This window comes from Ruegeria sp. CDSB022 (genome assembly GCF_059611145.1).
On record NZ_JBXWOZ010000002.1, the window covers coordinates 102,204 to 121,891 of the forward strand.

The following is a 19,688-nucleotide window of genomic DNA, read 5'->3' on the forward strand; positions in this document are numbered from 1 at the left end:
CCTTACCCCTTCATCATATTGACGTCTTCAACCGCGATCGAGCCGCGGTTGCGGAAGAAGCAGACCAGAATGGCCAGCCCGATCGCCGCCTCGGCCGCCGCCACGGTCAGCACGAACAGCGTAAACACCTGCCCGACCAGATCGCCCAGGAAGCTGGAGAACGCCACAAGGTTGATATTCACCGCCAGCAGCATCAGTTCGATGCTCATCAGCAGGATGATGACGTTCTTGCGGTTCAGGAAGAGACCGAAGATGCCGATGACGAACAGCGTCGCCGCGACCGTAAGATAGTGTTCAAGTCCGATCATCGTCTCATAGTCCCTCGAATTTCTCTTTCCCGTTACGGAGCTCTGGAAAAGCCGCCGCACAGGCGCAGTTTTCATTCGTTTCCGTGATTTCGCTGACGTCGAAGGCTTTCTGATCGAATGTCTTTTTCACCGAATCCCACGAATGGCTTGCACCACCTTTGGCCAGTTTTTGTAGGGTTTCACTTGCCTCGTCAGTTCGATCCAGAAGGGTATTGTCGTATTCCCTGTTGAGTTGCGTCACGACATTAAGTGTTTGCCCAGTCTCGCAAGCTGAAATTTTTAGGAATGTCGATTCCGTGCATCCCAATTCTTCGTCGCAAAGACCGCCGGCTTCGTAGAAAGCTACAACTCCGTCACCGATCACTTGGTGCTCAGTTGCAATCCAATGATGGGACAACAACGGCAGGCCATCGCACTCCGTTATTGGAAACGCGACTACTGACAAAGGCATACTTGCCACAGCAAAACCAGATATGATGGCACCGAACCTCACAACCCCTGCCCCGGTTTCACGTCCTTCAACTCCATCGCTTTGGCCGGGTCGCGCATCATCTGGCCGATGATGTCCTGACGCTTGATGTCCTGACGGTGGCGCAGCGTCAGCACGATGGCGCCGATCATGGCCACCAGCAGAATCAGGCCCGCCAGTTGGAACAGAAGGAAGTATTGGTCGTAAAGGATGACACCCAGTGCCTCGGTATTGTGACGATCCACCGGAACCGGCTGTGCCAGATTGGCGGAAGCACCCTGCGCGCTGTCCCAAGCCCCAAAGGCCATGACAAACTGCATCAGGATAACCAGACCGATCAGCAGGGCCAGCGGCATATAGCGCGCCATCTCGGCCTTGAGCTCAGCAAAATCCACGTCCAGCATCATCACGACGAACAGGAACAAAACCGCGACCGCGCCGACATAGACGATGATCAGCAGCATCGCCACGAACTCAGCCCCCAGCAGCACAAACAATCCTGCCGCGGACAGGAAGGACAGGATCAACCACAGCACGGAATGCACCGGCTGGCGGCTGATCACCGTGAACAGCCCGCCGGTGATGGCACTGATGGCAAACAGGTAGAAGGCAAAGACGGTCATTGATCCGTATCCTCGTTATCGCCCATGACCTCTTGCGCCAATTCCAGCGCGCGGGTCATGGCCGGGATGCCGGCAAACACCGACATCTGACCGATCGTTTCCACGATCTCTTGTTTCTTGGCACCGGCTTCCACAGCGTGGCGCACGGTCTGACGCACCGCCGCATCCGCCTGCGCGCCCTGACAGGTCAGCCCGGCCAGTGTCAGCAACAGGCGAGTCTTGGCATCCAACCCGTCTTTGTTGACGGTGTTGCCGAACATCATCTCCATGACTTCTTTCGGCATGGTCGGCCATAGAGTTTCGAACCCTTTGGGCGAGAAGCTCTCCATCGCAGGGTTCATCGCCTTGGCCATGTCCTGCGCCTGCTTCATCATCAGCTCAAACGGATTTTGGGGCGTGTCACTCATCTGTACGGCGCGTCCATTTCCAGATTGCGGGCAATCTCGGCTTCCCAGCGTTCGCCGTTATCGAGCAGTTTTTCCTTGTCGTAGAACAGCTCTTCGCGGGTTTCTGTCGCGAATTCAAAGTTCGGACCTTCGACAATGGCATCGACCGGACAGGCCTCTTGGCAGAAACCGCAATAGATGCACTTGGTCATGTCGATGTCATAGCGCGTGGTACGGCGGCTGCCATCTTCGCGCGGTTCGGCGTCGATTGTAATGGCCTGTGCAGGGCAGATCGCCTCGCAGAGTTTGCAGGCAATACAGCGTTCTTCACCGTTGGGATAGCGACGCAGGGCGTGTTCACCGCGAAAACGCGGAGACAGAGGACCCTTTTCATGCGGGTAGTTCAGGGTGGCCTTCGGTGCGAAGAAGTACTTCAGTCCCAGCTTCATGCCGACCCAGAAGTCCTGTAGCAGGAAGTACTTGGCGGCGCGGGTGTAGTCGATTTGGGTCATGTCAGCCTCCTACGCTCCAACGGGCGAATGCCCCCCAGAACCAGTCGAATTTCGCCGCAAAGGCCACGAAGACTACCCAAGCCAGCGAGAAGGGCAGGAAGACTTTCCAACCCAGCCGCATCAGCTGGTCATAGCGGTAGCGCGGCGTGATCGCCTTGACCATTGCGAAGAGGAAGAAGAAGAACGCCATCTTCGCGACCATCCACAACACGCCGTCGGGCAGGCCCGGGATCGGGGACAGCCAGCCGCCGAAAAACAGCAGCGTGGTCAGCGCGCACATCAGGAAAATGGCGATATATTCGCCAGCCATGAACAACAGGAAAGGCGTGGCCGAGTATTCGACCTGATAGCCCGCGACCAGTTCGGATTCCGCCTCTGGCAGGTCAAACGGTGGGCGGTTGGTTTCGGCCAGCGCCGAGATGAAGAACAGGAAGACCATTGGGAAATGCGGCAACCAGTACCAGCTGAAGAACCCAAAGCGCCCGTCTTGCGCATGCACGATGTCACCGAAGTTCATCGACCCGGTCGACAGGATCACACCGATGATGATCAGACCAATCGAGACCTCGTAGGAAATCATCTGAGCGGCAGAGCGCAATGAGCCAAGGAAAGGGTACTTTGAGTTCGACGCCCACCCCCCCATGATCACGCCATAAACCTCCAACGAGGACACGGCGAAGACATACAGGATGGCGACATTTATATCCGACAGCACCCAGCCGTCGTTGAACGGAATCACGGCCCAGGCGATCATCGCCAGAACAAATGAGGTCAACGGCGCGAGGATAAAGACGGTGCGGTCTGCACCCGCTGGGATAACCACCTCTTTAACAACATATTTCAGCGCGTCGGCCACCGATTGCAGCAGGCCATAGACGCCCACCACGTTGGGGCCACGGCGCATCTGAACCGCCGCCCAGATCTTCCGGTCTCCATAGACAAGGAACAACAGCGAGATCATCACAAAGGCCACAACGGCAAGCACTTGTGCCAGAATGATGAGGGCTATTCCGCCTGGGGTGTTAAAGAATTCAGCCATTGGTCCTCACACCGTGGGTATTCCGTTTTCCGCACGAAATGCTAAGGCCATGTGCCTGCGTAAAGTGCGTCTGGGTCGGCGCGTTGGTGTAAACAGCATCTGCAGCCTCTACGCCACCCTTTTTATTCCGTTTCATAGGCAAAACAGGGGCGAGCCCCTGTCCGACCAGCACAGGGTCGAAATGCGATATGACAGAGTTTCGGTTCATTCCGCCGCGATCTTTTCGCCTTTGCGTGCCTGCGTCTGCGCCGATAGCTCAGCCATCAACTGCGAGGCCCGTGCAATCGGGTTGCTCAGGTAGAAGTCCTTGACGGTGTGACGGAAGCTCGCCTTGCCCAGAGGGCCGAGCTTCAGCGCCTGAACCTCGTTTTCGATCACCTCGTCGATACGGGCCAGATGCGGCACCGCCTCGATCAGCGCGGTGCGTAGTTGCGCCAGCGAGTCATAAGGCAGCGTCGCACCCAGTTCGGCAGACAAAGCGCGCAGGATCGCCCAGTTTTCCTTAGCCTCACCTGGTGCAAACCCGGCACGCATCGCCAGTTGCGGGCGGCCTTCGGTGTTCACGAACAGGCCGTTTTCCTCGGTATAGGCTGCGCCCGGCAGGATCACGTCGGCGCGGTGCGCACCTCGATCGCCATGGCTGCCCTGATAGATGACAAAGGCGCCGTCGCCGATTTCAACTTCATCGGCACCGAGATTATAGATCACATCCGCCGCGCTGATTGTATCCATGCCACCTTCGTTGGTGGCATCGACATCCATAGAACCAACACGTGAGGCGGCTGTGTGCAGGACAATCAAACCGCTTTCGGTATTCGCCGCAATGGTTTGCGCAGCGGCCAAAACCGCAGCGCCATCCGCTTCCTGCAATGCACCCTGACCAATGATGACCAACGAGCGTTTGCCCTTGACCTCATCATCTCCGCCCATATCCACCACCTGCTGCAATGCCGCACGATCATCGCCGACATGGTGGTAGTCATAGGTCAGATCGACTGCCGGGCCGACCACAGCAATCTCGGCCCCATGCGCCCAGGCTTTGCGAATGCGCGCGTTCAGCACCGGCGCCTCATCACGCGGGTTGGTTCCGATCAGCAGAATGCGCTCGGCGCTGTCGATATCTTCGATCGCAGCGGTCCCGGCATAGGCCGCGCGGTTGCCCGTTGGCAACTTGGCGCCATCGGTACGGCTTTCGACAACCCCGCCCTGCCCTTCAATCATCTGCTTCAGAGCAAACGTAGCCTCGACCGGGGCCAAGTCGCCCACGATACCGGCGGGCTTTTCAGCCCCTTTCAACGCCTCGGCCGCTTTGGTCAACGCCTCGGGCCACGTCGCCGGGCGCAGCTTACCGTTTTCACGCAAGTATGGCTTGTCCAGCCGCTGACGACGCAGGCCGTCCCACACAAACCGCGTCTTATCACTGATCCATTCTTCGTTCACGCCATCATGATTGCGCGGCAAAAAGCGCATGACTTCGCGCCCTTTGGTATCCACACGAATGTTCGAACCCAATGCATCCATCACGTCGATGCTTTCGGTCTTGATCAGTTCCCAAGGGCGCGCGGTAAAAGCATAGGGTTTCGAGGTCAGCGCCCCGACGGGGCACAAGTCGATGATATTACCTTGCAGATTCGAATCCAGCGTCTGGTTCAGATATGACGTGATCTCGGCGTCTTCGCCCCGTCCGGTTTGACCCATCTGAGTGATCCCGGCCACTTCGGTTGTAAAGCGCACGCAGCGGGTGCAACTGATGCAGCGGGTCATCGCGGTACCAACCAGCGGACCCAGATCCAGATCATCGACCGCGCGCTTGGCTTCCTTAAACCGCGTGCCCGACATGCCATAAGCCATCGCCTGATCCTGCAGATCGCACTCGCCACCCTGATCGCAGATCGGGCAATCCAGTGGATGGTTGATCAGCAAGAACTCCATCACTCCTTCGCGGGCCTTCTTGACCATGGGCGAGTTGGTTTTGACCACCGGTGCTTGCCCTTCCGGCCCCGGACGAAGATCGCGCACCTGCATGGCACAAGAGGCCGCAGGTTTAGGCGGCCCCCCAACAACTTCGACCAGACACATCCGGCAGTTCCCGGCAATCGACAGACGCTCGTGATAGCAAAAGCGCGGCACTTCGACCCCGGCCTGTTCGCAGGCCTGAATCAGGGTCATCGCACCATCGACTTCGATTTCCTGTCCGTCGATGTTAACTTTGCGGAGGTCAGACATGATTTAAACTACCCTTTCAGGAATGTGCCGATAGCAGATTTTTTGGCGATTTCGCTTCGCCCTGCCGAGCACATCGTATCTGGAACGCCAATCACGATGCCGTTTCCTTGGATATAGCGAATAGCGTCGTCCTGTATCCGCTTCCGCGGCAAATTTCTTTCGAGATAGACAAAATCACTTTCCCGATACCCCTTGGCTTCTAGGTCGTCAGCTACCGTTTTCATGCTTTGCCTGATCTGCGATCGATTGAGCGACAAATTCGGACAACCGCCTGCAATCTGCTCTGCCATAGCGTTGGCAAAGGCCACATCATAGAGGCTCTGCGGAACCTGTGTACGAAACTGAGCGCGAGATGTGTCAGCGTCCAAAGCTTGGCTGGATGTTGACTCGCATCCAGCTAAGACCAAAAGCAAAACACCAGCAAAGCCCGTCATCAAAGCTCTGAAACCCATACTCAATTCGCCCTCAAATACACGCCGATGGCGCTGTTTCTTTCAATTTCCGCGCGACCAAGCGTACAGAAGGAATTCGGCCGGTCATACGACACGCCATTTTGGGCCAGATAGGCCTCGCCCTTGGCGCGCATTCGGTCTTTTTCTGCATCCGAATCGACATAGGAGCGGATTTCACTGTCGGAATAGCCCAACTGGTTCGCTTTCGACCGCAAGCCCCACATCACACCAATCGCCTTCATACGCCGTCCGCTGATGGAGGGGCAGTATTCCGAAATTTCGTTCGCGATTGCGATGTAATAGAGTTCGTTGTCGATCTCTTTGACTTCGCGCAAGGGAGGTTTAGCCAAAGCAACCGCAGGCAGTGTCAGCGCCGTTGCAACGGCAAGCATTTTGATACCAGACATGACAAATCCTTTCGTCTTGGAAAGACCAAGACGACGGAGGTCAGCATTGCTATGCAATAGCAATGGGCCTGTCACGGCGTGATATGCAAAAACCCGCTTCATGGACGGCGGCAGCTCCCGGCAAAGGTTAGTCTGTCATCGTTGATCTGAAGGTTTTGTGGTTCGGTATCCGGCCCGACCTTCCAGTCGATCCTGGAGGATCCGAAATTCGCGATGCAAAACTTGGTGCCCTCATAACGGCCGGCCTCGCGTGCACCATCCAATGAGGCAGATACTCCTTTGATCACAACGGTGAAATCCGAAGGGGACGCTTTTTTGTTGATGTGCTTTGCTTTGGCTCTGAACGACTTGCCATCGAATAGAATACGATCTTCCGAAGGCTTAATCAGCCCGCAGGCCGAAACCGCCACCAACAGTAAAACTGCGCCGATGAAGGAAACATTCTTGGTTCTGGTCACATGATCAACAGTTCGTTCAATCATTAAAACGCCGCCACCAATGCCATGATCCCCATCACGAACATGCAAAGCCAGGCAACCACGTAAAGAACCGAGCGCAAGCCAGAGTTCGGCTTACCCAGTCCACGCAGATGAACAAACAGCATTGCCAGACGCGAAACCAGTGCCACCGAGGCGAGCAAGTTTACCCAAAACGGGCTGACCCCCACCAAAATTGCCGCGATCGTAACCGCCGCAAAAGCAGGAAGCGTTTCAGTGCCGTTCAGATAAGCACGGTTCATCCGATAGGCCCTGTCTGAATAATCTTGCTCGGGCGTGGCGCCTGGCGCCAGCCCCTTACCCTGTTTGGCCATTGCCGAAAATGGGGCTAGGAACAGGACGACGAGGGTGAAGATCATCACCGATGCAAGTGCATGGCCATAGTCCGAGAATACTTCCATTTGAATCACTCCGCTGCCATCGCACCCGTGCGGCCCGATTTCTGGGCCTTGATGCGGTCTTCGATTTCTTCCCGGAAATTGCGGATCAGGCCCTGGATTGGCCAGGCTGCCGCATCACCGAGGGCACAGATCGTGTGGCCTTCCACCTGTTTGGTTACGTCAAACAGCATGTCGATCTCTTCCAACTCGGCCTCACCGCGCACAAGGCGGTCCATGACGCGCATCATCCATCCGGTGCCTTCGCGACACGGCGTGCACTGACCGCAGCTTTCATGTTTGTAAAACTTCGACAATCGCCAGATCGCTTTGATTATATCGGTGGATTTATCCATCACGATCACGGCAGCCGTACCCAGGCCCGAGCCCAGATCGTTGCGCAGGTGGTCAAAGTCCATGATCGCGTCGCGCATATTCTCACCGCGCACACAGGGCACCGACGAACCACCCGGAATAACCGCCAGCAAATTGTCCCAGCCGCCGCGAATGCCGCCGCAATGGGTTTCGATCAGCTGTTCAAACGGGATCGACATTGACTCTTCGACCACACAGGGGTTGTTCACATGGCCCGAGATCGCAAACAGCTTGGTGCCTGCATTGTTCTGACGGCCAAAACCTGCGAACCAGTCGGCCCCGCGACGCAAGATCGTCGGCACTACCGCAATGGATTCCACATTGTTCACCGTGGTCGGGCACCCATACAGACCTGCGCCCGCCGGGAACGGTGGCTTCATCCGCGGCATGCCCTTTTTGCCCTCAAGGCTTTCGATCAGGGCAGTTTCTTCACCACAGATATAGGCGCCCGCCCCGTGATGCAGAAACAAGTCGAAATCCCAGCCTGACCCAGCGGCGTTCTTGCCCAACAAACCGGCGTCATAGCCTTCGTCAATCGCGGCCTGCAGCGCCTCACGCTCGCGGATGTATTCCCCGCGCAGGTAGATATAGCAAGTATGCGCATTCATCGCGAAAGAGGCTATCAGGCAGCCTTCGATCAGCGTATGCGGATCGTGGCGCATGATTTCACGGTCTTTGCAGGTGCCAGGCTCGGATTCATCCGCGTTCACCACCAGATAGGACGGGCGACCGTCACTTTCCTTGGGCATGAAGGACCACTTCAGACCGGTTGGAAAACCCGCGCCGCCCCGGCCGCGCAGCCCTGAATCCTTCATCGTCTGGATGATCCAGTCGCGCCCGTTGCCGATCAGGCCAGCGGTGCCGTCCCAATGCCCCCGGGCCTGTGCACCGCGCAATGTACGCTCATGCATCCCGTAGATGTTGGTAAAGATCCTGTCCTGATCCTTCAGCATCATGTGTTACCTTCAGCTGTCCTGACGCATGCGCCAGAGTTGAAAAATGTTGACGCCCGCATAGATGAACCCGGCCAGCGCGGCAAAATCAAACAGCAGCGCATAGCGTCCCGGCAGTTCCATCGCGGGGCCAATGAACATGGTCATGGCAAGCCAGATCAGCATGGTCACAGCGATGACCACTCCGATATGTCGACCCTTGCGGGCCATGGCCTGTTCCTTGTCCTTGTCCATCTTGTCCTAAATGCCCAGAGCGGGCACACATCCTAGTCTTCGTATGTACCGTCGTCCTTGGCCCGCTTGGCGAACTCGGTTTCTTCACCCGCCGCCAGCTTGGTGGCCTGATCAATCCAGCCGTCTCTCTCGATCCGGCCTTTGAACTTCAGCCGCGCATCAACCCAGGCAACCTGCTCAGGCGTCCATTTGGCGATCTGATCATAATGATAGAAGCCCAACTCGTTCAGCGTCTTCTCAAGCTTAGGCCCGACACCTTTAAGCAGCTTCAGATCGTCCGACTTGCCGTCCCGCGCACCCGAAAGCGTATCGGGCTGGTCTTCTTTGACCGCCTTCGCTTCAGCCGCTTGTTTCACCGCAGGTTTGGCAGGTGCGGGGGCCTTGGGAGGTTTCGGAGCAGCCTTTGTCGCCGCTGCCTTGCCATCCTTGCCCAGCCATGGCGTAAGGATCGGAACCTCGGTCCCGTCGATGCGTTTGACGGTATCCCCCAGATCAGTCGCCAACTGAACGCTGGCATTATACTGGGTTCGGCCGCTGTCATATTCGGACAGGCTGGTCAGCCCCTTCAGAGGCTCTGCCGCATAGCGCCCGTTCTGAGGGCCCGGTGTCGGCACTTTGCCAGCGGCCAGATCGTCGATGATCTTGCCAAAACCCTCAGCGGTCAGGTCTTCGTAATAGTCCTTGCCGATCTGCGCCATCGGCGCGTTGGTGCAAGAGCCCAGGCATTCGACCTCTTCCCAGCTGAGCTTGCCATCGGCGGACAACGCATGCGGCTTGGCGGCGATCTTGTCCTTGCAGACCGCGATCAAATCCTCGGCCCCGCAGATCATGCAGGATGTGGTGCCGCACACCTGAATATGCGCAACCGAGCCAACCGGCTGCAGCTGGAACATGAAATAGAACGAGGCGACTTCGAGCACGCGGATATAGGCCATGCCCAGCATGTCAGCGACGGATTCAATCGCCGGGCGGCTCAGCCAGCCCTCTTGTTCTTGCGCGCGCCACAGCAGAGGGATCACCGCGCTGGCCTGACGGCCTTCGGGGTATTTGGTGATCTGCGCTTCGGCCCATTGCCGGTTGGCAGCGGTAAAGGCGAAGCTTTCGGGTTGTTCGGGATGAAGACGGCGGAGCATTAGCGGTCAATCTCTCCAAATACGACATCCATGGTGCCGATGATGGCGGCGACGTCGGCCAGTTGGTGGCCTCCGGCGATGTGATCCATGGCTTGCAGGTGCAGGAAGCCCGGCGCGCGCAGTTTGGCCCTGTAAGGCTTGTTGGTGCCATCGGCGACCAGATAGACGCCGAACTCACCCTTCGGGGCCTCGACGGCGGCATAGACCTCGCCCGCGGGCACGTGGAAGCCTTCGGTATACAGCTTGAAGTGATGGATCAGGCTTTCCATCGAGGTTTTCATATCCGAGCGTTTCGGCGGGGTGATCTTGCCGCGGGCCAGCACATCTCCGGGGCATTCGCGGATTTTGGCGATGGCCTGACGGATGATCAGCAAGGACTGGCGCATCTCTTCCATGCGGCAGAGATAGCGGTCATAGCAGTCGCCGTTCTTGCCGACCGGAATCTGGAACTCGAATTCGTCATAGCATTCATAGGGCTGCGCGCGGCGCAAATCCCAGGCCAGCCCCGATCCGCGTACCATGACACCCGAGAAACCGTATTTCTGGATGTCATCCTCGGTCACCACGCCAATATCGGCGTTGCGCTGTTTGAAGATGCGGTTCTCGGTCAGCAGACCGTCAATATCGTCGAGAATGGTGGGGAATTCGTGGCTCCACGTCTCGATATCGTCCAGCAGTTCCGGCGGCAGGTCCTGATGTACGCCGCCGGGGCGGAAATAGGCCGCGTGCAGGCGGGCACCGCATGCCCGCTCATAGAACACCATCAGCTTTTCGCGCTCTTCAAACCCCCAGAGCGGCGGGGTCAGCGCCCCCACATCCATCGCCTGCGTGGTCACGTTCAGCAAGTGGTTCAGGATGCGCCCGATCTCGGAATACAGCACCCGGATCAGAGAACCTCGGCGCGGCACCTCAACTCCGGTCAGCTTTTCAATGGCCAGACACCAGGCATGTTCCTGGTTCATCGGCGCAACGTAGTCGAGACGATCGAAATACGGCAGGTTCTGCAGATACGTCCGGCTTTCCATCAGCTTTTCGGTGCCACGGTGCAACAAACCGATATGCGGGTCGCAACGCTCAACAATCTCGCCATCCAGCTCAAGCACAAGCCGCAAAACCCCGTGCGCCGCAGGGTGTTGCGGGCCAAAGTTAATGTTGAAATTGCGGATCTTCTGTTCTCCGCTCAGCGCGTCCGTGCTGCCGTCATCATATCTTGAGCCGTCCATCAACGCCCCCGCTTATTCTTTTTTGCATCAGCCCGAACCCGGACCTTTTCGGCCTCGGCCGCCTTGGCTGCAGCCCCCGCCAGAAGGACCCCCAGCGCACCCAGCACGATCAGTTCCCCCAGCATCATCATCTCAGCGGCGCTCCAGCTCTTGCAGTTTCAGCCCGACCCACCACAGCAACGCGATCGTGCCAAAGGGGATCAGACAGAGCAGGCACCAGTATTTGTTAATCCCGAAGAACGGCAAAATCTTCACCATCGGGATGATGGTCAGTGCAGATAGGATCAGCCACCAAATGCCACCCATTATTCGCTCTCCTGTTTCTCATCGCCGGGCAGGATGTAATTCGCACCCTCCCACGGAGACATGAAATCAAACTGACGGTATTCCTGCACCAGATTGACCGGCTCATAGACCACACGCTTTTGCGCCTCGTCATAACGGACCTCGGTATAACCGGTGGTCGGGAAATCCTTGCGCAGCGGATAGCCACGAAAGCCATAGTCGGTCAGGATTCGCCGCAGATCAGGATGGCCCGAGAAAAGGATGCCGAACATATCGAACACCTCGCGCTCGAACCAGTTGGCCGAAGGGTGAACGTCGACAATCGACGGCACCATGTCATCCTCACGGATCGACACGCGCAGGCGGATACGCTGGTTCTGGTACATCGACAGGAAGTGATAGACCACATCGAACCGCTTGGCCCGCTCGGGATAGTCAACGGCTGTGATGTCCACCAGGGTCGAGAACTTGCAACTGGCATCGCCCTTCAGAAATTCGATAAATTCCACAAGGTTCGACGGGGCCACGTCCACGTTCAACTCATCATGGGTGACATCCCAGGACAGAACGCAATCGGTCCGTTTGAGTTCCAGCTGCGCGCCGAGTTCTTTGAGTGCTTCGCTCATTGCCCTCTCCTCAGCGTACAATGGTGCCGGTGCGGCGGATTTTGCGCTGCAGCTGCATCAGACCATACAACAGCGCCTCAGCCGTCGGAGGGCAACCGGGCACGTAGATATCGACCGGCACAATGCGGTCACAGCCGCGCACAACAGAATAGGAATAATGGTAATACCCGCCGCCGTTGGCGCAGGATCCCATCGAGATCACATAGCGCGGCTCGGGCATCTGGTCATAGACCTTACGCAGCGCAGGCGCCATTTTGTTGGTAAGCGTTCCGGCCACAATCATCACATCCGACTGACGTGGGGACGCGCGTGGCGCGATACCAAACCGTTCTGCATCATAACGCGGCATCGAGGTATGCATCATCTCAACTGCGCAACAGGCCAGCCCGAAGGTCATCCAGTGCAACGACCCGGTGCGCGCCCAATTGATGATATCCTCGGTCGAAGTTAGCAGGAACCCTTTGTCCTGCAGCTCGGCATTCAGGGCCTGGGTGGCGACTTCTTTATCGACGCCAGCGGTGTTTGCACCCGTCATCACTCCCATTCCAGGGCCCCTTTCTTCCATTCATAGGCAAAGCCGATGGTCAGAACGCCCAGGAATACTATCATGGACCAGAAGCCCACATCGCTGATGTCCTTGAAACCGACGGCCCAGGGAAACAGAAACGCGATTTCCAGATCGAAGATGATGAAGAGAATCGAAACCAGGTAAAACCGAACGTCGAATTTCATGCGCGCATCGTCGAAGGCGTTGAACCCGCACTCGTATGCGCTGACCTTTTCCGGGTCGGGATTGCGGACGGCCAGCACCACAGCGGCAAGAATCAGGACGATTCCAAGGCCCGCAGCGACGACCAGAAACACCAGGATCGGGAGGTACTCCCGCAGCAGGTCTTCCACGAATAGCTCCTTTCCTGCGCGTGCCCCGTAGGGGAGCGCCGTCAATTAGCGTGTTGACTGGACATTCTCTATCCGCGCGGGGTCAGAGGGTCAACCAAACACAACCGCATGGCACCCTAATATTCCGTTTCATTCCAGCCGAACTTCGATCCGTGAAACGCCCAGACCGACAGAACGTAAACCTAACTATTCCATACAGGTTTTCGCTTGTCGAAGAATGCGCTGATTCCCTCATGCGCCTCGTCAGTTTCCCAGCGCGCAACCAGCGCCCGGATCGTTTGGTCGATAACGGGATCGTCAACACGCGGCCCCAGACTATGGACCAAGGCCTTGGCCGAGGCCACCGCACCAGGCGCACATGACAAATAGGGTTCAACCTCGGCCTCGACAGCGTCCGCCAGATCTTCTGCTGAGACCGTTTTGGCCAACAGGCCCAAATCGACGGCCTCGGCCGCGTCAAACAATCGGGCCGACATAAAGACCCGCCGCGCACGTGCCGCCCCCATCCGAGCGACAACATAGGGGCCGATGGTGGCCGGGATCAGACCCAGTCGCGTCTCGGTCAGGCCCATTTTGAGGGTCTCGACACCTACTGCCACGTCGCAGACGGCGGCAAGGCCCACGCCGCCACCGAAGGCGTTGCCCTGTAACGCTCCGATCAGCGGTTTGGGCATCACGTTCAACGCCTGCAACATCTCGGCCAGCTTTCGCGCCTCGACAAAGCGTGTCTCAGGATCCGCCGCCATCTGGTCTTGCATCCAGCCCAGATCCCCACCGGCACAAAAGCTTTTGCCTGCTCCGGTCAGAACGACGACGCGCACAGTGCCATCGCCGCCCAACTGCACCGCCGCTTGTGTCAGTTCCCGGATCATCTGCGCGGACATCGCATTATGCTTTTCGGGGCGGTTCAGCGTCAGGGTTGCAACGCCACGTGGATCAACCGTGACCGAGATCGTTTCAAACATCGCCTACCCCGCCCTCATGGCCAGTGCCATTTGTGCCGCTTGTTCCACGATCCCCAGATCAAGTCCCGTTTCGTATCCAAGACGCTCTAGATGCGCGACCACGGCTTCGGTGGCCACGTTCCCTGCGGCGCCGGGTGCATAGGGGCAACCGCCCAGCCCCCCGACTGCTGAGTCAAATGTCCGCACGCCCAGCGCCAATGCAGCGTCGATATTGTCGATGGCCCGACCATTGGTGTCGTGGAAATGTCCCGCCAAGCGGGTAACAGGCACCGTCTCACGCACCGCCAGAAGCATATGGGCGATAGTGTCCGGTGTTCCTTGCCCGATCGTATCTCCCAGCGATACCTCATAGCAACCCAGCGCAAATAGTGTGTCCGCAATCTCGGCCACCTTCTCGGGTGGGGTCGGACCATCATAGGGGCAGTCGGTCACGCAGGACACGTAACCGCGCACCGGCAGGTCAATATGGCGCGCAGCCTCTAGGATCGGTTTGAACCTCTCAATGGATTCGGCGATGGTCGCGTTGAGATTGGCCTTCGAGAACCCTTCCGAGGCAGATGCGAATACGGCAATCTCATCCGCTTTGGCAGACAAGGCGTCCTCGTACCCGCGCATATTCGGCGTCAGCGCCGCATAACGCACCTTACCAACCCGCTGGATCCCGGCCAGAACATCGGCACTGCCAGCCATCTGGGGCACCCATTTCGGAGACACAAAACTGGCAACTTCGATCCGATTGAAGCCTGCCTTGCTCAGGCAATCGATCAGAGCGACCTTCTCGGCAACAGGAATTTCCCGCTGTTCGTTCTGCAGCCCATCACGTGGCCCTACTTCAAAAATGTCGACCCGTTCACCCATAGTTTTCGCCTCCCGTTATGCCGTGTTGTCCCGACTGTGCCACGTTGCGGCGCAGCGGGACAGATCATTCCTCCTCCAGCCGGACCAGCGCCGCGCCGGCCTCGACCTGAGCGCCCGTTTCGGCCAGCACCTCGGCGATCACGCCATCACGGGCAGCCAGCAAGGAATGTTCCATTTTCATCGCTTCCAGAATGGCCAGTCGATCACCCTCTGAAACGGCTTGCCCTACGGTGGCTAACATGGCCTTGACCAGACCGGGCATCGGCGCCTCGACCACATTGGTATCACCCAAGGCGCTTGCATCGCGATCCAGCGGATCGACATGCTCAAACACTTGCCCATAGTCATCGAATACTGTGATTGTCGCACCAGCCAGTGCCACGGGCGGCATCGGGCGGTCATCAATGTACCAGCCTCCATTGCGCCGTTGCGCCAGAACCGTTGTGTCCTTGATCTGCCAGACCTGCCGGTCAGGTCCTTCGACCTGTACGTCTAGATCAATGAGCTCGCTATCGCACTTCAACTGGACGGCCCGGTGCAGCGGCGCCCACAGGCTGAAACCCGTGTCGGGCCCGGTCTCGACCAGATCAAGCGCCGTCATGGCTGCTGCAACAATCAAGCGCGCGCGCGCATCAGAAGTTCGGACCAGCCCGTCGATATCCCGACCGATCAGCCCGGTATCGACATCGCCCGCCGCAAATCCAGGGTGCCGGGTCAGCGCGCCAAGAAACGAGAGATTCGTGACCGTCCCGGCAACCTCGGTCCGCCGAAGAACCCGGTGCAGGTTTTCCAGCGCCACTGCACGCGTCGGGCCATGCACCACGACCTTGGCAATCATCGGATCGTACCAGGGGCTGATTGTATCGCCGGACCGCACTCCGCTATCGGCGCGGCATTCCGCAGGAAAGCGCAGATGTGTCAGCGTACCTGTTGCGGGCAAAAACCCTTTGGGCACGTCCTCGGCGTAAAGCCGGGCTTCGAACGCATGCCCGTTGATCGTCAGGTCATCCTGCGTTTTTGGCAACGCCTCACCCGAGGCGACTCGCAACTGCCATTCGACCAGATCAACGCCGGTAATCGCCTCGGTCACGGGGTGTTCCACCTGCAAGCGCGTGTTCATCTCCATGAACCAGAACCGATCCGGGCGCAGCCCGTCCGATGCATCAACGATGAACTCAACCGTACCTGCGCCTTTGTAGCCAATCGCCTCGGCGGCGCGCACGCCCGCCTGCCCCATGGCCTCACGCATTTCAACCGTCATTCCGGGCGCCGGAGCTTCTTCGATCACCTTCTGGTGCCGCCGCTGCAGCGAACAATCGCGTTCGAACAGATGCACCGCCTGGGTGCCATCGCCGAACACCTGCACCTCGATATGCCGGGGCTTGGAAACGAATTTTTCGACCAGAACGGCATCGTTGCCAAAGGCGGTTTTCGCCTCTCCCCGCGCACTGTCTAGAGCCTCAGTAAAGTCTTCGGGGTGCTCTACCAGCCGCATCCCCTTGCCGCCGCCCCCCGCAACGGCCTTGATCAGCACTGGATATCCGATGGTCTGGGCCGCGCCCGCCAGATGATCAGGGTCTTGGTTATCGCCGTGATAACCCGGAACCACGGGCACGCCCGCCAGCTCCATCAACACTTTTGCCGCGTCTTTGAGGCCCATCTTGCGGATCGCATCCGCCGAGGGCCCGATAAAGATCAGACCCGCAGCCGCAACCGCGTCAACGAAACCGGGGTTTTCAGACAGAAACCCATAGCCCGGATGAATCGCCTGCGCGCCCGTATCCAGCGCTGCCTGAATGATCACATCACCCTTTAAATAGCTGTCCGCCGGGGCCGCGCCACCGATATGCACCGCCTCATCCGCCATTTGCACATGCTTGGCCGAGGCGTCCGCGTCCGAGTACACTGCAACACAGGATACACCCATTTTCTGAGCCGTTTCCATCACCCGACAGGCAATCTCGCCTCGGTTAGCAATCAGGATTTTATTGAACATGGCTTATCCCTCAACCCCGAGATCTTCGACAAGTCGGAACCGCTCGCAGAGCAATTCCATTTCGGGATCAAACCCGCCGTTTCGCTCGAAATACCGGCGGTGATCTTCGCGCCATCCTTCAAGCGCCTCATTCTCGCCCTCGGCCAGCGCGAAATCCTCGGTCACATCGCAATATCGGCAGGTCGTTACCTCATTCGTTTCGATCACCAGCGCGGGACGACCATCCCAGTCCAAAGCGATATCGCGCCGCCCAACGACCGGAGTATCCGCACTGCCTTCGGGATAGTCTCGCAAAGCACCGCAGGTCGCTGTTTTCCTTCCTGCACGCACTAAGGCCAAAAGTTCTGCGCTCAACGTTGCGTTGTCACCAAACTTGAAAGTCTGAGCACCCGGATAGCGGGCCATGACATCATTCAAAGAAACGTTCATCTTACATCCTGAACACGCCGAAACGTGTCTCCTCAATCGGGGCATTCAGGGCGGCACTCAGCGACAAGGCCAGAACATCGCGACTTTTGCGCGGGTCGATGATGCCATCATCCCATAGGCGCGCCGAGGCATAGAGTGGGTGAGATTGTTCCTCGAACATATCCAATGTTGGGCGCTTGAATTCGATCTCTTCCTCAGCCGACCAGCTGCCACCCTGCCGCTCGATCCCGTCTCGTTTGACGGTGGCCAGCACGCCCGCCGCTTGCTCGCCCCCCATTACGGAAATACGCGAGTTCGGCCAAGTCCACAGGAACCTGGGCTGATAGGCCCGCCCCGCCATGCCATAGTTCCCGGCCCCGAACGAGCCCCCGACAAGCATGGTGATCTTGGGTACCGAAGTCGTAGCAACGGCTGTCACCATCTTTGCCCCGTGCCGCGCAATGCCTTCGTTTTCGTATTTGCGGCCCACCATAAAGCCGGTGATATTTTGCAGGAAGACCAGCGGGATTTTGCGTTGCGAACACAGCTCAACAAAATGCGCGCCCTTTTGGGCGGCCTCGGAAAACAGCACGCCGTTGTTGGCGATGATCCCAACCGGGCAGCCTTTGACATGGGCAAACCCGGTCACAAGCGTCTCACCAAAGCGCGGTTTGAATTCGTCAAATCGCGAGCCATCGACAAGCCGCGCGATCACCTCGCGGATATCATAGGGCGTGCGCAGGTCGGCGGGAACAACGCCCAGAATTTCCTCGGGGTCATAAGCCGGGTCTTCGGGGCTGGCCCAATCCACGGTCTGCGGTTTGCGCAGGTTCAGAGATCCCACCGCCTGCCGCGCCAAAGCCAGCGCGTGGGCGTCGTCCTCAGCCAGGTAATCGGCCACGCCGGACAGGCGGGTATGGACGTCGCCACCGCCCAAATCCTCGGCGCTGACGACCTCTCCGGTCGCGGCCTTGACCAAAGGCGGACCGGCCAGAAAGATCGTGCCCTGATCTTTGACGATGATCGTCACATCCGACATCGCGGGCACATAGGCCCCGCCCGCCGTACACGAACCCATGACCACCGCGATCTGAGGGATTCCTTTGGCACTCATTCGGGCCTGATTATAGAAGATGCGGCCAAAGTGGTCGCGGTCGGGAAAGACCTCGTCCTGGTTGGGCAGGTTCGCCCCGCCGCTGTCAACCAGATAGATACAGGGGAGTTGGCTTTCCTCGGCAATCTCCTGCGCGCGCAGGTGTTTCTTGACCGACATCGGATAATAAGTGCCGCCCTTCACGGTGGCGTCGTTGCAAACCACCATGACCTCGCGCCCCTGCACCCGGCCAATGCCCGCAATCACACCAGCGCTTGGCGCTGCATCACCATACATCCCATGCGCCGCCGTCGCGCCGATTTCCAGAAACGGGGACCCTGGGTCCAGCAGGTTCGCAACCCGGCGCCGGGGCAGCATCTTGCCCCGCGATTCATGCCGCGCACGGGATTTCTCGCCTCCGCCCATGCGGGCAGCTTCGGCAGCGGCAGAGATTTGCTCCAGCGCGTCGAGATGAGCCGCGCGGTTTGCCTTGAAACCCTCAGAGGCGGGCATGGCCTTGGATGTGAGCTTCATTCTATTCACCCTCATTCAAAGGACCAGCAATTAGGTTCTGCTGCATAAGCCAACGCAATCTATATGCATAACGCGCTGCTCGATTCACATCGTTTTGGAAACTCGCGTTCACAGCAGCAGCAACTACTCCACCAACTATTGGAACGACTTGGGCAGCTTTACGCCCTATCAAGTTCGCGCCCATCTGTCTGGCTACTCGTTCGAAAACGGTGTCGGCCACCCAACGTCCGGCCCCATCCCAAAGAATTCTTGCTTTTGGTGAAGTCAACATTCGAGATAGTTGATTAATTTTCTCAAGGCTCTCTTCACGACTTTCTTCAGCCATAGATGTCGCCAAGTCCAAAACCATCAGGCGGAACGCTTTTTCATATTCGGAGTCTTCGTCGAAACCATAGGCGGCGGCGGTAGCGCGCACGTTTCTGGCAGCCAGAGTGATGGTCGTGGGCACGTCAGCTGCCATACCCGCTAAACCGAACCAACCGGCAAACCCACCGGAAACCGCGTTTTGTCCTGATGCCCAATACCCCACTGACGTTGCGGCATCCTCACAGGCTGGCAGGTCCATAAAATCGTGTGAAAATTGTTCGCTTGGGAGGGACAAAGCTGCCGCATCATCGGCAAGCTCAACGGAACTCCTCAACCAATCAGCCGGAACAACGCTACTAACCGCTGAACCGAGTGGGCCAGTTATGCTTGAGAGTCCTTGCGCCAAGAACGATGCCCGTTCCTCTTCGTATTCACGACACTGCTTCATTGCCTCAGTGACGATGTCGACAATGTTCTTTTGTGAAATTATTTCTTTGCCCAAC

26 protein-coding genes are annotated in these 19,688 nt (G+C 58.1%); all 26 read right to left on the bottom strand.

The window, feature by feature from the left end; translation table 11 throughout:
- Positions 1-2: 2 nt before the first annotated feature.
- The 26 genes from nuoK to AC2FIZ_RS06030 all read right to left on the bottom strand — a co-directional run bounded on the left by nuoK (position 3) and on the right by AC2FIZ_RS06030 (position 19,687).
- A complete protein-coding gene (nuoK, locus tag AC2FIZ_RS05905; protein ID WP_050602759.1) occupies positions 3-308 on the bottom strand; it encodes an NADH-quinone oxidoreductase subunit NuoK in 306 nt (101 codons plus the stop codon).
- Between the two features lie 4 nt (positions 309-312).
- The gene (locus AC2FIZ_RS05910) at positions 313-759 is read right to left on the bottom strand and encodes a hypothetical protein (protein WP_281972816.1); all 447 of its coding nucleotides are present in this window, start codon (positions 757-759) and stop codon (positions 313-315) included.
- Positions 760-797: 38 nt separating this feature from the next.
- A complete protein-coding gene (locus AC2FIZ_RS05915; protein WP_281972815.1) occupies positions 798-1,400 on the bottom strand; it encodes an NADH-quinone oxidoreductase subunit J in 603 nt (200 codons plus the stop codon).
- Entirely contained in the window at positions 1,397-1,807 is a 411-nt protein-coding gene (locus AC2FIZ_RS05920; protein WP_496790739.1) for a carboxymuconolactone decarboxylase family protein, read from the bottom strand. Before AC2FIZ_RS05920 ends, AC2FIZ_RS05915 begins: the two co-directional genes overlap by 4 nt.
- Positions 1,804-2,298 carry an NADH-quinone oxidoreductase subunit NuoI gene (gene nuoI, locus AC2FIZ_RS05925; protein ID WP_037307839.1) on the bottom strand — a complete coding sequence of 165 codons (495 nt, stop codon included), beginning with the start codon at positions 2,296-2,298 and terminating at the stop codon, positions 1,804-1,806. The genes AC2FIZ_RS05920 and nuoI overlap by 4 nt, the downstream gene beginning before the upstream one ends.
- 1 nt (position 2,299) lies before the next feature.
- Positions 2,300-3,337 (bottom strand): NADH-quinone oxidoreductase subunit NuoH, encoded by a 1,038-nt coding sequence (gene nuoH, locus AC2FIZ_RS05930; RefSeq protein ID WP_142634879.1) that lies wholly within the window; start codon positions 3,335-3,337, stop codon positions 2,300-2,302.
- Between the two features lie 204 nt (positions 3,338-3,541).
- Complete coding sequence (gene nuoG, locus AC2FIZ_RS05935) at positions 3,542-5,563, bottom strand: NADH-quinone oxidoreductase subunit NuoG (protein WP_281972813.1); 2,022 nt, start codon at positions 5,561-5,563, stop codon at positions 3,542-3,544.
- 8 nt (positions 5,564-5,571) lie between these two features.
- A complete protein-coding gene (locus tag AC2FIZ_RS05940) occupies positions 5,572-6,015 on the bottom strand; it encodes a DUF5333 family protein (protein WP_496790741.1) in 444 nt (147 codons plus the stop codon).
- 2 nt (positions 6,016-6,017) lie between these two features.
- Entirely contained in the window at positions 6,018-6,422 is a 405-nt protein-coding gene (locus AC2FIZ_RS05945; protein WP_271950189.1) for a DUF5333 domain-containing protein, read from the bottom strand.
- A gap of 98 nt (positions 6,423-6,520) precedes the next feature.
- Complete coding sequence (locus tag AC2FIZ_RS05950; protein ID WP_281994870.1) at positions 6,521-6,904, bottom strand: hypothetical protein; 384 nt, start codon at positions 6,902-6,904, stop codon at positions 6,521-6,523.
- Complete coding sequence (locus AC2FIZ_RS05955) at positions 6,904-7,320, bottom strand: MAPEG family protein (protein ID WP_496790742.1); 417 nt, start codon at positions 7,318-7,320, stop codon at positions 6,904-6,906. Before AC2FIZ_RS05955 ends, AC2FIZ_RS05950 begins: the two co-directional genes overlap by 1 nt.
- Before the next feature lie 5 nt (positions 7,321-7,325).
- Positions 7,326-8,624 carry an NADH-quinone oxidoreductase subunit NuoF gene (gene nuoF, locus AC2FIZ_RS05960; RefSeq protein WP_281972838.1) on the bottom strand — a complete coding sequence of 433 codons (1,299 nt, stop codon included), beginning with the start codon at positions 8,622-8,624 and terminating at the stop codon, positions 7,326-7,328.
- A 12-nt stretch (positions 8,625-8,636) separates the two neighbouring features.
- On the bottom strand, positions 8,637-8,858 hold the full coding sequence (locus tag AC2FIZ_RS05965; RefSeq protein ID WP_271950193.1) for a DUF5337 domain-containing protein: 222 nt from the start codon (positions 8,856-8,858) through the stop codon (positions 8,637-8,639).
- A gap of 32 nt (positions 8,859-8,890) precedes the next feature.
- Positions 8,891-9,991, bottom strand: a complete 1,101-nt coding sequence (nuoE, locus tag AC2FIZ_RS05970; protein WP_496790744.1) for an NADH-quinone oxidoreductase subunit NuoE — start codon at positions 9,989-9,991, stop codon at positions 8,891-8,893.
- A complete protein-coding gene (locus AC2FIZ_RS05975) occupies positions 9,991-11,214 on the bottom strand; it encodes an NADH-quinone oxidoreductase subunit D (RefSeq protein WP_496689751.1) in 1,224 nt (407 codons plus the stop codon). The genes nuoE and AC2FIZ_RS05975 overlap by 1 nt, the downstream gene beginning before the upstream one ends.
- Positions 11,214-11,345, bottom strand: coding sequence for a hypothetical protein (locus tag AC2FIZ_RS05980; protein ID WP_271950199.1), 132 nt, complete (start codon positions 11,343-11,345; stop codon positions 11,214-11,216). The genes AC2FIZ_RS05975 and AC2FIZ_RS05980 overlap by 1 nt, the downstream gene beginning before the upstream one ends.
- Before the next feature lies 1 nt (position 11,346).
- Complete coding sequence (locus AC2FIZ_RS05985; RefSeq protein ID WP_170433422.1) at positions 11,347-11,520, bottom strand: hypothetical protein; 174 nt, start codon at positions 11,518-11,520, stop codon at positions 11,347-11,349.
- Complete coding sequence (locus AC2FIZ_RS05990; RefSeq protein WP_271950203.1) at positions 11,520-12,125, bottom strand: NADH-quinone oxidoreductase subunit C; 606 nt, start codon at positions 12,123-12,125, stop codon at positions 11,520-11,522. The genes AC2FIZ_RS05985 and AC2FIZ_RS05990 overlap by 1 nt, the downstream gene beginning before the upstream one ends.
- 10 nt (positions 12,126-12,135) lie before the next feature.
- Entirely contained in the window at positions 12,136-12,669 is a 534-nt protein-coding gene (locus AC2FIZ_RS05995) for a NuoB/complex I 20 kDa subunit family protein (RefSeq protein WP_037307875.1), read from the bottom strand.
- Positions 12,660-13,025, bottom strand: a complete 366-nt coding sequence (locus tag AC2FIZ_RS06000; protein ID WP_142634899.1) for an NADH-quinone oxidoreductase subunit A — start codon at positions 13,023-13,025, stop codon at positions 12,660-12,662. Before AC2FIZ_RS06000 ends, AC2FIZ_RS05995 begins: the two co-directional genes overlap by 10 nt.
- Before the next feature lie 182 nt (positions 13,026-13,207).
- Positions 13,208-13,990 (bottom strand): crotonase/enoyl-CoA hydratase family protein, encoded by a 783-nt coding sequence (locus AC2FIZ_RS06005; protein ID WP_496790745.1) that lies wholly within the window; start codon positions 13,988-13,990, stop codon positions 13,208-13,210.
- 3 nt (positions 13,991-13,993) lie between these two features.
- Complete coding sequence (locus AC2FIZ_RS06010; protein WP_496790747.1) at positions 13,994-14,848, bottom strand: hydroxymethylglutaryl-CoA lyase; 855 nt, start codon at positions 14,846-14,848, stop codon at positions 13,994-13,996.
- 64 nt (positions 14,849-14,912) lie between these two features.
- On the bottom strand, positions 14,913-16,844 hold the full coding sequence (locus AC2FIZ_RS06015) for an acetyl/propionyl/methylcrotonyl-CoA carboxylase subunit alpha (protein WP_496790748.1): 1,932 nt from the start codon (positions 16,842-16,844) through the stop codon (positions 14,913-14,915).
- A gap of 3 nt (positions 16,845-16,847) precedes the next feature.
- Positions 16,848-17,273: an ASCH domain-containing protein gene (locus AC2FIZ_RS06020; protein WP_142634907.1), complete on the bottom strand. Its 426-nt coding sequence runs from the start codon at positions 17,271-17,273 to the stop codon at positions 16,848-16,850.
- Between the two features lies 1 nt (position 17,274).
- Positions 17,275-18,879, bottom strand: coding sequence for a carboxyl transferase domain-containing protein (locus AC2FIZ_RS06025; protein WP_496790749.1), 1,605 nt, complete (start codon positions 18,877-18,879; stop codon positions 17,275-17,277).
- Between the two features lies 1 nt (position 18,880).
- The gene (locus tag AC2FIZ_RS06030; RefSeq protein ID WP_496790751.1) at positions 18,881-19,687 is read right to left on the bottom strand and encodes an EcsC family protein; all 807 of its coding nucleotides are present in this window, start codon (positions 19,685-19,687) and stop codon (positions 18,881-18,883) included.
- Between the last annotated feature and the right edge of the window lies 1 nt (position 19,688).

Bases quoted from the DNA above. Each gene is read 5' to 3' on its own strand.
- nuoK (WP_050602759.1), bottom strand. From the start codon at position 308: ATGATCGGACTTGAACACTATCTTACGGTCGCGGCGACGCTGTTCGTC.
- AC2FIZ_RS05910 (WP_281972816.1), bottom strand. From the start codon at position 759: ATGCCTTTGTCAGTAGTCGCGTTTCCAATAACGGAGTGCGATGGCCTG.
- AC2FIZ_RS05915 (WP_281972815.1), bottom strand. From the start codon at position 1,400: ATGACCGTCTTTGCCTTCTACCTGTTTGCCATCAGTGCCATCACCGGC.
- AC2FIZ_RS05920 (WP_496790739.1), bottom strand. From the start codon at position 1,807: ATGAGTGACACGCCCCAAAATCCGTTTGAGCTGATGATGAAGCAGGCG.
- nuoI (WP_037307839.1), bottom strand. From the start codon at position 2,298: ATGACCCAAATCGACTACACCCGCGCCGCCAAGTACTTCCTGCTACAG.
- nuoH (WP_142634879.1), bottom strand. From the start codon at position 3,337: ATGGCTGAATTCTTTAACACCCCAGGCGGAATAGCCCTCATCATTCTG.
- nuoG (WP_281972813.1), bottom strand. From the start codon at position 5,563: ATGTCTGACCTCCGCAAAGTTAACATCGACGGACAGGAAATCGAAGTC.
- AC2FIZ_RS05940 (WP_496790741.1), bottom strand. From the start codon at position 6,015: ATGGGTTTCAGAGCTTTGATGACGGGCTTTGCTGGTGTTTTGCTTTTG.
- AC2FIZ_RS05945 (WP_271950189.1), bottom strand. From the start codon at position 6,422: ATGTCTGGTATCAAAATGCTTGCCGTTGCAACGGCGCTGACACTGCCT.
- AC2FIZ_RS05950 (WP_281994870.1), bottom strand. From the start codon at position 6,904: ATGATTGAACGAACTGTTGATCATGTGACCAGAACCAAGAATGTTTCC.
- AC2FIZ_RS05955 (WP_496790742.1), bottom strand. From the start codon at position 7,320: ATGGAAGTATTCTCGGACTATGGCCATGCACTTGCATCGGTGATGATC.
- nuoF (WP_281972838.1), bottom strand. From the start codon at position 8,624: ATGCTGAAGGATCAGGACAGGATCTTTACCAACATCTACGGGATGCAT.
- AC2FIZ_RS05965 (WP_271950193.1), bottom strand. From the start codon at position 8,858: ATGGACAAGGACAAGGAACAGGCCATGGCCCGCAAGGGTCGACATATC.
- nuoE (WP_496790744.1), bottom strand. From the start codon at position 9,991: ATGCTCCGCCGTCTTCATCCCGAACAACCCGAAAGCTTCGCCTTTACC.
- AC2FIZ_RS05975 (WP_496689751.1), bottom strand. From the start codon at position 11,214: ATGGACGGCTCAAGATATGATGACGGCAGCACGGACGCGCTGAGCGGA.
- AC2FIZ_RS05980 (WP_271950199.1), bottom strand. From the start codon at position 11,345: ATGATGATGCTGGGGGAACTGATCGTGCTGGGTGCGCTGGGGGTCCTT.
- AC2FIZ_RS05985 (WP_170433422.1), bottom strand. From the start codon at position 11,520: ATGGGTGGCATTTGGTGGCTGATCCTATCTGCACTGACCATCATCCCG.
- AC2FIZ_RS05990 (WP_271950203.1), bottom strand. From the start codon at position 12,125: ATGAGCGAAGCACTCAAAGAACTCGGCGCGCAGCTGGAACTCAAACGG.
- AC2FIZ_RS05995 (WP_037307875.1), bottom strand. From the start codon at position 12,669: ATGGGAGTGATGACGGGTGCAAACACCGCTGGCGTCGATAAAGAAGTC.
- AC2FIZ_RS06005 (WP_496790745.1), bottom strand. From the start codon at position 13,990: ATGTTTGAAACGATCTCGGTCACGGTTGATCCACGTGGCGTTGCAACC.
- AC2FIZ_RS06010 (WP_496790747.1), bottom strand. From the start codon at position 14,848: ATGGGTGAACGGGTCGACATTTTTGAAGTAGGGCCACGTGATGGGCTG.
- AC2FIZ_RS06015 (WP_496790748.1), bottom strand. From the start codon at position 16,844: ATGTTCAATAAAATCCTGATTGCTAACCGAGGCGAGATTGCCTGTCGG.
- AC2FIZ_RS06020 (WP_142634907.1), bottom strand. From the start codon at position 17,273: ATGAACGTTTCTTTGAATGATGTCATGGCCCGCTATCCGGGTGCTCAG.
- AC2FIZ_RS06025 (WP_496790749.1), bottom strand. From the start codon at position 18,879: ATGAAGCTCACATCCAAGGCCATGCCCGCCTCTGAGGGTTTCAAGGCA.